Source organism: Desulfobacca acetoxidans DSM 11109, assembly GCF_000195295.1.
In the GTDB taxonomy this organism is placed as follows: Bacteria; Desulfobacterota; Desulfobaccia; order Desulfobaccales; family Desulfobaccaceae; genus Desulfobacca; species Desulfobacca acetoxidans.
Map to the genome: position 1 here is coordinate 1451779 of NC_015388.1, position 12582 is coordinate 1464360.

At 53.8% G+C, this 12582-nt stretch carries 10 protein-coding genes; 6 read left to right on the plus strand and 4 right to left on the minus strand.

The genetic code is table 11. The features are described 5' to 3' along the window. Window positions 1-115: 115 nt before the first annotated feature. Window positions 116-1168: a class I fructose-bisphosphate aldolase gene (locus DESAC_RS06270; protein WP_013706233.1), complete on the plus strand. Its 1053-nt coding sequence runs from the start codon at window positions 116-118 to the stop codon at window positions 1166-1168. Between the two features lie 71 nt (window positions 1169-1239). Here the strand turns inward: DESAC_RS06270 and DESAC_RS06275 are convergent, their stop codons facing one another. Both DESAC_RS06275 and DESAC_RS15155 read right to left on the minus strand, forming a co-directional pair. Further along, window positions 1240-2919 carry an acetate--CoA ligase gene (locus DESAC_RS06275; RefSeq protein ID WP_013706234.1) on the minus strand — a complete coding sequence of 560 codons (1680 nt, stop codon included), beginning with the start codon at window positions 2917-2919 and terminating at the stop codon, window positions 1240-1242. Window positions 2920-3688: 769 nt separating this feature from the next. Next, window positions 3689-6283 carry a diguanylate cyclase gene (locus DESAC_RS15155; protein WP_013706235.1) on the minus strand — a complete coding sequence of 865 codons (2595 nt, stop codon included), beginning with the start codon at window positions 6281-6283 and terminating at the stop codon, window positions 3689-3691. Window positions 6284-6425: 142 nt separating this feature from the next. On the opposite strand from DESAC_RS15155, the gene DESAC_RS06285 reads away from it, so the two are divergent. The 5 genes from DESAC_RS06285 to DESAC_RS06305 all read left to right on the plus strand — a co-directional run bounded on the left by DESAC_RS06285 (window position 6426) and on the right by DESAC_RS06305 (window position 9896). Beyond that, window positions 6426-7361, plus strand: coding sequence for a sulfite exporter TauE/SafE family protein (locus DESAC_RS06285; RefSeq protein WP_013706236.1), 936 nt, complete (start codon window positions 6426-6428; stop codon window positions 7359-7361). Then, on the plus strand, window positions 7361-8182 hold the full coding sequence (locus DESAC_RS06290; RefSeq protein ID WP_013706237.1) for a TIGR02186 family protein: 822 nt from the start codon (window positions 7361-7363) through the stop codon (window positions 8180-8182). Before DESAC_RS06285 ends, DESAC_RS06290 begins: the two co-directional genes overlap by 1 nt. Next, complete coding sequence (locus tag DESAC_RS06295) at window positions 8182-8673, plus strand: universal stress protein (RefSeq protein ID WP_013706238.1); 492 nt, start codon at window positions 8182-8184, stop codon at window positions 8671-8673. Before DESAC_RS06290 ends, DESAC_RS06295 begins: the two co-directional genes overlap by 1 nt. Window positions 8674-8819: 146 nt before the next feature. Next, window positions 8820-9137, plus strand: a complete 318-nt coding sequence (locus DESAC_RS15160; protein ID WP_013706239.1) for a DnaJ domain-containing protein — start codon at window positions 8820-8822, stop codon at window positions 9135-9137. Between the two features lie 3 nt (window positions 9138-9140). Then, window positions 9141-9896, plus strand: a complete 756-nt coding sequence (locus tag DESAC_RS06305; RefSeq protein WP_013706240.1) for a DUF3108 domain-containing protein — start codon at window positions 9141-9143, stop codon at window positions 9894-9896. Window positions 9897-10269: 373 nt separating this feature from the next. Here the strand turns inward: DESAC_RS06305 and DESAC_RS15165 are convergent, their stop codons facing one another. Both DESAC_RS15165 and DESAC_RS06320 read right to left on the minus strand, forming a co-directional pair. Continuing rightward, a complete protein-coding gene (locus DESAC_RS15165; RefSeq protein WP_013706241.1) occupies window positions 10270-11670 on the minus strand; it encodes a terminase large subunit domain-containing protein in 1401 nt (466 codons plus the stop codon). Continuing rightward, window positions 11645-12136 (minus strand): hypothetical protein, encoded by a 492-nt coding sequence (locus DESAC_RS06320; protein ID WP_013706242.1) that lies wholly within the window; start codon window positions 12134-12136, stop codon window positions 11645-11647. The genes DESAC_RS15165 and DESAC_RS06320 overlap by 26 nt, the downstream gene beginning before the upstream one ends. Window positions 12137-12582 lie beyond the last annotated feature (446 nt).

Consider the following 12582-nt stretch of genomic DNA (forward strand, 5'->3'; position numbering starts at 1 on the left):
AAAAGAATCATTGGAAGCGGGGCTCAGATCCGTTACCGAAAAAATTTCTGCCACTAACCACACATTCTCTCCCTGGCCGCCAGTTTCGGTCGGGCTGATATCTCAGGAGGTTCCTATGATAAAAAAAATCCACAGTTTATTAGGCAACGAGGCGGAATCTCTGTTAACCTATACCTGTAAGGGTTTTCCCAAGGAGACCTTGCACCTGCCCGGACCGGATTTTATCGAGCGGGTGATGGTTCCGACGGATCGTCCGGTCAAAGCCTTGCGCTCTTTAGCGGCGTTGTTTAACCACGGACGGTTGGCGGGTACGGGCTACCTTTCCATTTTACCGGTGGACCAGGGCATCGAACATTCGGCCGGGGCATCATTTGCGCCCAATCCCATCTACTTCGATCCGGAAAATATCATCAAGTTAGCGATCGAAGGCGGCTGCAACGCCGTGGCCTCGACCCTCGGGGTGCTGGCGGCAGTAGCCCGGCGCTATGCCTACCGAATTCCCTTTATCGTCAAGATCAACCACAATGAACTGCTCACCTATCCGGCTATCCACGACCAGACGCTCTTTGCTCAGGTGGAGCAGGCCTTCAATATGGGCGCCACCGCCATCGGGGCCACCATTTATTATGGGTCTGCCGAGAGCCGGCGCCAGATTCTGGAAATAAGCGACGCCTTTGAACAGGCCCACGAGTTGGGGCTGGCTACCATCTTGTGGTGCTATCTGAGGAACCCGGCTTTTAAGACAAAGGAGAAGGATTATCACGTAGCCGCAGACCTGACCGGTCAGGCCAATTATCTCGGTGCCACCATCAAAGCCGATATCATCAAACAGAAATTGCCGGAAAATAACGGCGGCTATACTGCCCTGAAGTTTGGCAAGACCCACGCCAGGGTATATTCCGATCTGGCACCCGATCATCCGATTGAACTGACCCGTTATCAGGTGGCCAACTGCTTCATGGGACGCGTCGGCCTGATCAACTCCGGCGGGGCCAGCGGGGAAAATGACCTGGCCCAGGCCGCCCGCACTGCCGTCATCAACAAACGGGCCGGGGGCACGGGGCTCATCTCCGGGCGCAAGGCCTTCCAACGGCCGATGGCAGAAGGCGCGGAGCTGCTGCACACCATTCAGGATGTCTATCTATGTCCGGAGGTGACAGTGGCCTGAGGAAGACGCCAAAAATGCCGAAGGCGGCACCAGGCCGCCTTCGGTTCAACGATAACTATCGAACAATCGGGTTAAAGCAGCTTGAACTTATCCTTATATTCGGGATAGCTCTTCCGCATCTCTTTTTTGATCATCTTGCCGGTAGGAGTACGCGGAATGGAGGGCAGGAATACCACTTCCCGAGGCAGTTTGTATTTGGCCAGCAGATCGGTGGTGGAATTAATGATATCTTTGGCCAAATCCAATGACGGGGTGTGGTGCGGCTCCAGCTCCACCATGGCTACCACCTTCTGGCCCAGGATTTCATCAGGAATGCCGACCACGGCGGTATCACGGACCATAGGATGGCGGACGATGGCGTCTTCGATCTCGGAGGGAGCCAACCGGAAGCCGGAAGACTTGATCATGTCGTCTTCCCGGGCCTGGAAGAAGATGAAGCCGTCTTTATCCATGAGGACAGCGTCGCCCATCATGTTATAGCCGTCTTTCATGCCCTTCTTCTGGGTCTTGAGAAGTTTCGAATCCTGGACGTACGGTTTCCAGTAGACCGTGCCGGTGGGGCCTTTGACCAACATGGAACCGACTTCGCCCGCCGCAGCCGTAGAGCCGTCTTCTTTTACGACCTTAACCTCGAAACCCGGCAAGGCCTTGCCGATGGAATCGGGCATGGGCACGTCGCTCATGGTGTTTGAGGTCACCAAGTGGACCATTTCGGTGCCGCCCAGACCTTCCCAGATGGGCTTGCCGGTTTTGGCCTGCCACAGGGCCAGAGTCTTGCCGGTGAGGGCATCGCCGCCGGAAGTGTACATCCGCACGGTGCTGATGTCGTAGTCGCCAAAGTTGGGCATTTCGAGCAACTTCCGGTAAGCGGTGGGCAGACCGGTGACAACGTTGACCTTGTGTTTGCCGATGATGCTCATCATATCGTCGGGAGAAAACTTGGGCAACAGAGAGATGGTAGCCCCGGCGGCGAAGGGAACGAGACAGAAGGTGCCGTAGCCGGCGGCGAAGGAGACAGGGGCAGAACCGCCCAGAACTTCGCCAGGTTTGAGCTTCCAGACGTATTTGTTGACCAGGTTCGCTTCGATGATCACTTCTTTGACAAAGTGGACGCAACCCTTGGGCTGGCCGGTGGTGCCAGAGGTATAGAGGATAACGCCGATATCATCCGGGCTTAGTTTGACGTTTTCGAAGGTGTCCGCAGCTTCGGACAACAGTTCGGCATAATCATAGTCGCCCTTGGCCTTGACTTCGTCGACCTTGCCGCCCACAACGATGATCTTGGTCGGGAACTGAAAATCCTTCCTGCCCGCGTCTACCGCCGCCATAAGGGGGGCGCTGACGAAAAAGGCGGCAAATTCGGCATTGTTTAAAGTAAATTCGATCTCTTCTTTGGCCCACAGGGGAGAAACCGGCACCGGGATGGCACCTAACTTTTGCAGACCGAAGTTGATAGCTACGGCATCGGGGGTGTTGGTCAGGCGCATGCCCACCCGGTCTTGAGGCTCAATCCCGAGGATTTTCAGGGCATTAGCAACCTTGTTGGCGGTCTTCATAAGCTGTTCAAAGGAGATCTTCTGGTCGCCGAAAAGAATGGCGGGTTCAGCGCCTCTGCCAGCTTTGACCCACTTGTCAAGAAATTCCTCGGCGATGTTCACCGGACCGGCTACTAAACTTTTGAACTCATCCGGCACGATCAGATCGGGCCAAAGTTCTTTGGGGGGTAGATAATCAGCGGGAATCTTGCCCATACAACCTGTACCTCCTGCAATGTTTTATTGGTTGATCTTTGCTGCTAGAAAAATTATGTACATTACTCTTTCTGCCCTATGTCTTGTGAATGGTATAACAATGTCAAGACATTTGTCAAGAGCTTTGCGCGTCCGGCTGAGTTTTCTTAGATATCTTCCTGGCCGCCAGTCTTTTTGTTGAAACCGATACCACTTCCTAATATTGAAAAATCGTAAGCGCTTAGCTACAAACCATTGGCTTTTAATTGAGATAATGAAGTGGTGGTTCCCGCGGGTTCTAACGCAAATAATTCGTCAAAATCCCATATACCCAGTAGCACAGGCTTTCCAGCCTGTGCGAAAACAGTCTGATTTTCTAATATGTTTTTAATCTAAGGCATTTCAATAAGTTAGCTTTATTTTTCCAAAGGTTATGAATAAAGCAGGCTAAGATTGAGGCTGGAAGGATGGGTGGAGAATTTTTCAGTGATTGTGTCTGAGAATGCCTTCTTTGACAGGTCGATCTCCTAGTTCAGATCCCGTAGCGGGAATCGCAGATCGGCGTAAGCCAAAGCGCAGCGCATCCCGCCTTAATGGGCTTAAAGACGGCGGGCGCGGCCCGCCCGAGTAAATTGCCGATAAATAATCGATAATGGGATAGGGAGGCCCATGGCCGCCGCTTCTCTACCATGGCTCTGTTTTCATATTTCGTTGTGTTCTTGAGGACATGTGAACTTGTAATATTTTTTTCGTTATTCTCGGGTCTTATGATTTGGGAGGAATGATTGCTTTACCCGCTGGCCATGACCACGCGGTTGCGGCCGCTATTTTTTGCCCGATAGAGCGCTTCATCTGCCTTTGCCAGCAGCTTCTCGCCGGTATTTCCGTGCTCCGGGTAGAAGGAGAGACCCATAGAGATGGTGATAGTTCCTAAAACCCGGCCTTGGTGATGAACGACCAGATCTTTGGTTCCCTCTCTGATTGCTTCGGCCCGCTCCAGGAGGAAGGACGAAGTTATTTCCGGGATTATCAGGGTGAACTCCTCGCCGCCGTAGCGGCAGGCGATATCTTCCGCCCTGATTGAATTTTTAAGGTATCTTCCAAAGACAGCCAATAGCTTATCCCCTGCCTCGTGTCCATTCAGGTCGTTAAACTGCTTGAAATGATCTATATCCAACATGACCACTCCCAAGTTGGCATTTTTACGTTGGGCCCGATGGATTTCCCGGTCCAGGGTTTCCTGCAGATAGCGACGGTTGAACAGGCCGGTGAGGGGATCCCGAATAGCTTGATGTCGCAGGGTCTCCCGCAGCTTCAAGTTCGCCAGTGATAAGGATATCTGTTCCGCCAGGGAGCTGGCCAACCGTTGCTGTGGCTTGCTGAAGTTAAGGTTTTGATCCTTCCCTCCTTCCGAAGCCTTTCCCGAGTCGGTTCTGACTTTTTCTAGATAAAGCAGACCCAAGGTTTCTCCCTGACCCGTAAGCGGCAGACAGAAGTGACTGCCCTCCTCTCTACCGGCGATGTGAGGGCACTTCAAGTTGAAGCCGGGTGACTGCCCGGTCCCGCTCAGATATTGTTTCCCCTGGCGTAAGGCCCAGCAGTCTGCGGGACTAAATATTTGTTCCCCAGCCAGTGTCTCTCCCCAGTGACTTACCGGTGTCAGCAGGTTACTGGAAGAATTTATAAGATACAATGCCCCGGAAACCTCGGGGAAAAGTCGGTGGACAAATTGTCCGACAATAGGAAAGGCCTCCTCCAGATTCGAACAGACTTGCAACATTTCCACCATCTGACTGATAAGATTGATTTCATTGTTGGTCTGACGGACTTCGACAATCATTGCCTGCAGTTTCGTGTTGGCCTTAGTCAGGGCAAGTTCCGCCCGGCGCTGGTCGGTAAGGTCGACAAAGCTTTCGAGTAAATAAAGTGTACCGCCGATCTCCAAAGGTGCGGACACCTTCCAGATAGGGATCAGTTTTCCGCTTGCGGTAATTAATTGACCTTCCGAACGTCTGGTACGCGCCTTTTTATTGTCGCCAGGCGTCATCTGCTCCTCATCCTCAACAAAGAACCGCAGGTGCTGTTGGCCCAAAAGCTGCTCCCGTTTATAGCCCAACATGGATAACGCCTGGGGATTGACTTCTGCGATCTTGCCATCGGCTTGGTCGGTCAGCACCACTCCGACGCCTACCGCTTTTAGCAACGTTTTCCAGAAGCGCTCGCTTTCTATCAGTGATTGTTCCATCTCTTTCTGGAGAGAGATATCAAACATCACCCCGCTGACAAAGTCGATCTTCCCAAGGGAGTCGCAGACAATCTGACTTCTCTCCGCCACCCAGAGGATGTTGCCGTCTTTTTTCCGGAGACGGTATTCCCGACGGTAGAAACGGTCGCTCTTTAATGCCTCAATAAGTATCCGTTTGCATTCCTCCCGGTCCTCCGGCAGGATGATTTCCGGCCACTTAATTTGACCGCTAGAGAATTGCTCCTGGGTGTAACCCGTCAATTTTTCCACTTTGTCGTCGACAAAATCCACCCTGCCGTCGGCATAACCGCGATAGACCAAGGCCGGAATGTTTCCCACCAGAATCCGGTAATTCAGCTCGCTCTGGCGTAGTGCGGTTTCGACCTCCTGCTTGGCCCGAATCCTTGTGTGCATCTTTTGGGCTCCCACCGAGATGCCGACCACACCCAGGAACCAGAGGAAGCCATGGGCCAAAAGAATGGCCGAGCGGTTTTTTTCCCAGGTCCCCACCAAGGAATCCATGAGCAGGCTGGCGCTGATACCACCGACGACCGCGCCCTGGACAAAGGTATCCTGATTATGGCATAAAAGACATCTAGCCGTTGCTCGTAACGGTCTCATGAGCCGGAAACAGAGTTTCCCATTCAGGTTGAACATCCCCCCCACTTCGTCTTTTCCCTGCTGCAATTGCCTCAGCGCCTGCTTTTCCCAGGGGTCGGGGGCGTTTTCCGGTCTGAGAGGCGTCAAACTAGTAAGGCGGCTGCGATAGGCTGACTTTTCGGGCGCCGAGTCATAAATCTGTCTGAACATTGAGGCGGAATTCATTGCGGTCAAGGTCTTGCCTGAGGGGGTGACGATATCCCTTTCCGGCAGATTCAGCAACTGATTCGGCGGGTTGGTTGGCGTCACCGGGGTGTAAATCCAGCCGTGCCGGATGTTCCATTCGCGTAAAACCAGGTCTTGTTCCACATGTGACCGGGCTATTTCTTCAGCCAGACTCACTTTTTCTTGGGTAATCTGGTTTAACCGCCAGACAATGGAGCCCAGCACTATCAGAGTCCAGCAGCAGATTAGCAAGATGGCATAAAAACCCAGACTCAGCTCTTTTTCAAATATCCAACGGGTTTTTTTCCTTCCCATCTCTGTACACCCTTCCTAACCGAATCAATGTATTATCTATTCGGAACAATGAGTCATAATCTTAAAAATAGAAAAACCTTGACAAGAAATCCGCTTATGTGTAAAAATTCACAACATTATTCTGGAGGAGGTAGGCGCGAGGATGGAGATTTATCTCCCCATTGCGGGTATGAGCATTAATTTTTTTCTGGTCATCGGCTTAGGCGTCTTGGTCGGATTTCTCTCCGGCATGTTCGGCGTCGGCGGGGGTTTTTTGTTAACTCCACTCATGATGATGGTAGGCATTCCGCCAGCGGTGGCGGCGGCGTCTGATTCCAATCAGATCGTAGCGGCAGCTAGTTCCGGGGCTTTTGCGCACTGGCGCCTGGGGAATGTTGACTTCAAACTGGGCCTGATCATTCTTATCGGCGGCATAACCGGCGGCACTATCGGCGTCCAATTGGTCAAGGTGTTGCGCAGTCTGGGGAACTTCGAGTTTGTGATGAAGGTGGTCTACGTCCTGATGCTGGGTTTGGTGGGCGGCGCCATGTTCATCGAGAGCCTGAACACCATCCGGCGCAGCAAAGCCAAGACCGTAGAGCCGGTCACTTCGGCCCAGCCCAAGCTCACCAAGGTCTTTAGCAAACTGCCCTTTAAGATGCACTTCCATCGCTCCGGGCTGCATACTTCGGCGATTTTCCCCTTTGGCATCGGCGCCGTTGTTGGGGTGTTGGCGGCGTTATTAGGGGTGGGCGGCGGCTTTATCATGGTGCCGGCCATGATCTATATCATCGGCATGCCGACCATTGTGGCTATCGGCACCGACCTGTTTCAGATCGTCCTGACCTCTGCCAACGTCACGTTGCAGCAGGCCTTTGTCAATAAGACAGTTGATATTCTCTTGGCCCTAATCCTCCTGGCCGGTTCTACCATCGGCGCCCAGTTCGGCGCCCTGGTGGGCAAACGCCTCAAGGGTGAACAGATCCGCATCCTGTTGGCCGTCATCGTCCTGGCCATGACGGCGAAGCTGTTCCTGGATCTGGTCATCGAGCCGGATTATCTTGTCAGCCTGGCGCCGGCTAAGGGAGGAGGACATTAATGATGAAACGTATCTTGATCATACTGATTGCCGTAGGCTGGATGGCTATGGCGGGTATCCCGGCCTGGGCCGTTTCCACGGAAGGCTCCGAAAAGGTTCTTACTGCCGCTTCCAAACGGGATATCGATATCAGCCTGTTTTATAAAGGTGATCGGGTCTATTTTTTCGGGGTCAACCCGGTTGCCGGAAGTGACCTGGTGGTCCGGCTGACGGCCGAAAAGGCCGAAGAGATTAAGCTCTCCATGAAGGGCAAGGTAGGTCCTTTCTGGATGACAGTCAAACAATACGAAGTCACCAATGCCCCGTTTATCTATAAAATCCACGCCTCTAAGCCTTTAGAGCAGATTATCTCGGAGGATCAGGCTAAGGAACTGGGTCTAGGCTACGACGCTGTCAAGAGCAAGATGAAGATGCACCTGGTGCGGGGAGACGCCGCCCCGGAGGATGGGGAGGAGTTATTCAAGGGGCTTTTGAAAATTAAGCAGGACGCCAATCTGTATAGAATCGTCGAAGATGATCCTCAGAGTACGAAAGAGGCACCCCGCCTGGAAATCACCGAAGGGAAGCTGTTCAAACATTATTTTACCTTTCCGCCGGCAGCTACCGAAGGTAAATATCAGGTGGAGTCCTTTTCTTTCCAAAACGGCGAAATGGTGGGCTATGGCAAGGATGTCATTGAGATCCGCAAGGTGGGACTGGAGGGCTGGATTACTCACGCCTCCCAGGAGTATGCGGTATTCTACGGCATCGGGGCCGTCCTCATTGCCTTGGGCGCCGGTCTTTTGGTGGGCATGATCTTTAAGAAAGGAGGGCACCATTAATGGAGACCCTGTATAAGGAAGCAGCTAAGTCGATCGCCGTTGCGGTGGACGGCTCCGAACCCAGCTGGGAAGCCATGGGTCGGGCCTTGAATATGGCCCGCCTGCTCGACCTGCCCCTGGATGTCCTGCATGTGGTGCAACTCCAGAAAATGGGTTATTTTGCCTTTATTGATCGGCACTTGCAGGAAGATAAAGAGTCTGCCGCCCAAAAGGTTTTTGAAGAGGCCAAGCGCCGGGCTGAAAAGGCCGGGGTATCCATTCGCACCCATCTTTTGGAAAGCAGTATCAATCCGGCTGAAGCAGTTATTGCTTTTGTGGAGGAATCCCGCGGCGTTAAATTCCTGGTCCTTGGAAGTTACGGCCACGGATTCCATAACCGGGCTATCCTCGGCTCCACCACCGAACGGGTGATCCGGGAAATCGCCCGCCGACGGATCCCGGTGCCGGTACTCGTTGTGCCGGCCTACAAATCAATTCCTGAAGAAGAATAATTATTCTTATAATGGGGGTACGAGACTTCGTGCCCCCACGCATACAACGTTTTCCTATAACCTGTGCCTGCCGGTTTCTCTCTTGACCAGCCCACCGAGGGCGGATACAATCTTAATGTGTAACTAATTGAAGACCGTCCTGATTCATGGATCTTGCAAAAGCCCGCCAACTATTGGAACTAGGCCTGGAGGCCAGCCGGCAGGAAATACGCGCCGCCTATCGCCGGGCCGCCCGGCGCTGGCACCCGGACGCCGCACCAGCCGAGACCGACCGTCATACCCGCATGCAGGAAATCAACGAAGCCTACCGCTATATTCTTGCCTTTTTGGAAACCTATCGCTATCGCCTGGAAGAAACGCCGGAGGCCAAGGAAGATTACGAGCATTGGTGGCAGACGCATTTTGGCCAGAGCATGGGGTGGGAGAACCGGCCCAGGCGGCCGCGGCGCCAGAAAAAATCCTGATTCATGATCCGCCTCTCGGTTGTTTATCGGCTGTTAAGATGGATATTGCTGGTGTTCTTCGTGTTGCCGCCCGCTTCCGGTCTGGCCACACCACCTCAGCCAACGACCTGGTCCTACACCGTAGATGCTCTATGGTTTAAAGATGCCGGTCGAGCCGCGATCTCCCTGCGCCAGATAGACCAGGAGCATTTTGAGGGCGAGATCGAAGGGGAAACTGCCGGGGTTATTGCCTTTTTCACTGCCCACCGTCGCGATCGCTATCGCACCACTATGCGTTTTCACCAGGGTAAACTACAGCCTCTCATTTATATTGAGGAATCCTGGCGCAAGCGGCGGCATCACTATAAAGAATACCGCTTTGATTATGAGGAACACCGACTAGAACTCTGGCAGCAGGAGGAGAACGGTGCCCTGGCCAAAAAATGGCAGACCGGGTTGACAGAGCCGTTCTACGATCCTATCAGCGCCTTCTTCAATTTCCGCCTTGGCGCCCTGGGGGAGATTAAAGGCGGCGACACTATTACCGTGGCCGGTGTTCCTTACCCCGAGCCCGAAGAGATTGTCATCCGCCTCGGCCCGCAGGAGGCCGGTAATCGCAAGGCCACCGTCGCTATCCGCAACCGAGCTTTTGAGAATGAGAGCGGCCTGGTTCACATCGTCTTCGATGATCACCTGACGCCTCTGTCGGCCTGGACCAGGGTGCTGAAGTTCGGCAAACTCGTGGGGCGATTGGTGGAAGTCAAAGCCCCCACCCCTTAACCCTCAATACTGTTGAGTTAAGATGGTCATTCTAAACGGAGCGAGGCGGCCTGAAGAATCTAACCTGCCACATTCCATTGCTTGGGGCGAGTACAAGCGCGGAGAATACAAGAATCGCCCCTCCGGGTGAGCCTGCTGGTGCTGCAGTAATGTAGGACGCGAAAGCGGAGCGCATCCCGCCTTCTGCATTTCTCCGATGCTGCCGGGAAATGATTTTAATGGTGCGCGGGCGCCCCACAGGTACTGGCAATTATCGAGAAATCGAGGTTTTTCAATGTAGAGTGGGGACCGCCCACGCTTCTTTGATCTAATCTCTCGGCTAGCTGAAGTATGACGAGACCAAAAAACGATAATCAGAAACCTCATGGGGGTGTCAGTAGGCGCCAGGCGAGTGGAGGCGGCGGCGGTAGACTGATGTGTAATCGCAGCCGGTATCGGCGCATAGATTTTTTGCCCCCCAGAGGGCCAGGGCGAGGCTAAAGACCAGGTCGTCGTGAGGGCCGTCTGGCCCGGCGGCATAGCGCTCCCGACCCGAGGCGCTGATGGTTAGGTGGAAGTTTTCCAATTCGTGGATGAGGAGAGGGAGTTGAGGGAGAGCCGGGGCCAGTTTAAGACTGCCGGTCTGTAGGGCTACCTGGAGGTTGGCGATCAGGTCTCGTTGGGGAAGACGGAGGTCTCGGCCGTTCTGAGAAACCGCTTCGCCGCCGTGAATAGTAACGGCATAAGGATTCATTCCGGCCTGAGTGAGCATATCCACGACTGGCGCACCAACGCCGGTCTTATCAACTATGAGGAGGGGGTTGGGTCCAATCTGCGGTTGTTGGAGAAGTTCCCGAACCTGACGGACAATATCCGGGTAGGGGGTTCGCAAAGGGAATCGTTGTAGATGGCGCAGATGGCAGGGGGGATCAGGAAGCGCTGGAGATCGGTGGATAATGGTCAGAGCGGAATAATCTTGTGACTGGCCCAGATCCAGGCCGATAAAAAAGGTCCCCGTCGGTGGGCTGGGAGTGATTTCGGCAAAGAGGGGAGAAACCTGGCTGCACTGGGCGGTCTGGAGTAGGTGGGCTGGGAAGAGTTGATTGGCAGCCTCACCGAATTCGCAAAAATACTCGGCCCGAAACCAGGCTGCGGGAAGGGAGCGTTGTTCAGCGGCGAGGAAATCTGCCGAAATACGAGGGCACTGGGTAGCGGGAATGGTATAGCGTTGCCATTGATCCCCGCCTTCGGTATAGCAATGATAAAACCAGCCACGTTTACCGGCGGGAGTGGATAGGGCGGTTAATCGCCCCCGGCTCACTGCCAGCATGGGGCGTACGGCGTAATAGAGCTCATCGGGTACCAAGGCGGCCTCATCAATGACCAGGAGGCGTACTTCAGAAAAACCGCGTATAGTTTCTTCCTGGCCAGGGAGTGAAATGATACGACTGCCGTGGTCAAATTCGAGACGCAGGGCGCTGGTTCGGCAGGCGGCCGGAGCGTGAGGCAGCCTCTGATAGAGCCCGGCTGCTTTGCGAAAGAGTTCCTGCGACTGGCGCAGGCTGGGGCTGAGAAGCAGGATCAAGGCGCCGGGATGAAAGAGGGCCTCATGTAGGGCCAGGGCCGCCGCGGAGGTGGATTTGCCAGACTGCCTGGAGCAGAGTAAAAGGGCTTGCTCCGGCCGAGAGACCAGGAAGTCCTGCTGCCAGGGATCGGGGGTGAGGCCGCAAAGCTGGAGAAGGAGGTCCGGTCGGAGGGCTAGTTCTAAATCATTTATGTAGGGATTGGAGGGCATGGATCACCGCCAGTCGGCTTTCGGGGTAGGGTTCCAAAGCGGCAAGGATAGCAGTGCGCAGTTCCCGCCAGGTAGAGGAGTGGAGGAAATCGTTTTCCCGAGTCTGAGCGCCGCCCTCGGGCAGTTTGGCCAGCAATGTGGTGAGGCGGACAAACTCCCGGATACCGGCCAGGGCTGCGGCCGGGTCTTTCCCTTTTTTAGCCTTTTTGATAATCTCCAGGGCTAGATTCTGGAGGTCGCACAAACATTGGCGCTGAGATTGAACTGCATCATGCGCCGGGGATGTATGAATTCGTTGCTGGTACTGATCCATATGTTTTTTATGTCGGGTGAGGGTCCAAGGGCTTATGCCGTAGCTTTGTGATATTGATTTACGGGTCTCGCCTTGTAAAAGAGCAGCCTCGATAGCCTCCCGGGCAGGATGGCGGCAGACGGAGCAGAGGATTTTTGAGGTGGTTTTAGGCATATAGCAGACTCCTTGTCCAAGACAGGTTAGGGAACTTATTTCCAGTGAAAATCCCTCCAACTTTTTTTATTCTGGCACCACGCCTCCCTTTTTCTGTACAATAACAACTCATGGAAATCTCATCAAACCGATTTAGCCCCAGTGGTGGGTTTGGAGATAAGTTTAGTAAATGCAGTATTTTATTCCAGCACAGCGAGGACACATGCAGTATATGACAAACAAGGGGGCTAATCGCTAGCTGCTGCTAAGACTTTTTGTTTTGCTAGGCTTAAGATCAGACCTGGGTTTCGGGATGGCAGAGGGTTTCTTGACAAGAGGCTTTCCGAAGCAAGCAGCGTTCTGTCCCCGTATATCGTGGACAACAGCTATCGCCAAGGCGCCACTTCGAGCTAATAGGGGTAATCAGACGATCCGTTACTGCCGTAGACCGTTAATTCAAGTATTCA

Bases quoted from the DNA above. Each gene is read 5' to 3' on its own strand.
- DESAC_RS06270 (WP_013706233.1), top strand. From the start codon at position 116: ATGATAAAAAAAATCCACAGTTTATTAGGCAACGAGGCGGAATCTCTG.
- DESAC_RS06275 (WP_013706234.1), bottom strand. From the start codon at position 2,919: ATGGGCAAGATTCCCGCTGATTATCTACCCCCCAAAGAACTTTGGCCC.
- DESAC_RS15155 (WP_013706235.1), bottom strand. From the start codon at position 6,283: ATGGGAAGGAAAAAAACCCGTTGGATATTTGAAAAAGAGCTGAGTCTG.
- DESAC_RS06285 (WP_013706236.1), top strand. From the start codon at position 6,426: ATGGAGATTTATCTCCCCATTGCGGGTATGAGCATTAATTTTTTTCTG.
- DESAC_RS06290 (WP_013706237.1), top strand. From the start codon at position 7,361: ATGATGAAACGTATCTTGATCATACTGATTGCCGTAGGCTGGATGGCT.
- DESAC_RS06295 (WP_013706238.1), top strand. From the start codon at position 8,182: ATGGAGACCCTGTATAAGGAAGCAGCTAAGTCGATCGCCGTTGCGGTG.
- DESAC_RS15160 (WP_013706239.1), top strand. From the start codon at position 8,820: ATGGATCTTGCAAAAGCCCGCCAACTATTGGAACTAGGCCTGGAGGCC.
- DESAC_RS06305 (WP_013706240.1), top strand. From the start codon at position 9,141: ATGATCCGCCTCTCGGTTGTTTATCGGCTGTTAAGATGGATATTGCTG.
- DESAC_RS15165 (WP_013706241.1), bottom strand. From the start codon at position 11,670: ATGCCCTCCAATCCCTACATAAATGATTTAGAACTAGCCCTCCGACCG.
- DESAC_RS06320 (WP_013706242.1), bottom strand. From the start codon at position 12,136: ATGCCTAAAACCACCTCAAAAATCCTCTGCTCCGTCTGCCGCCATCCT.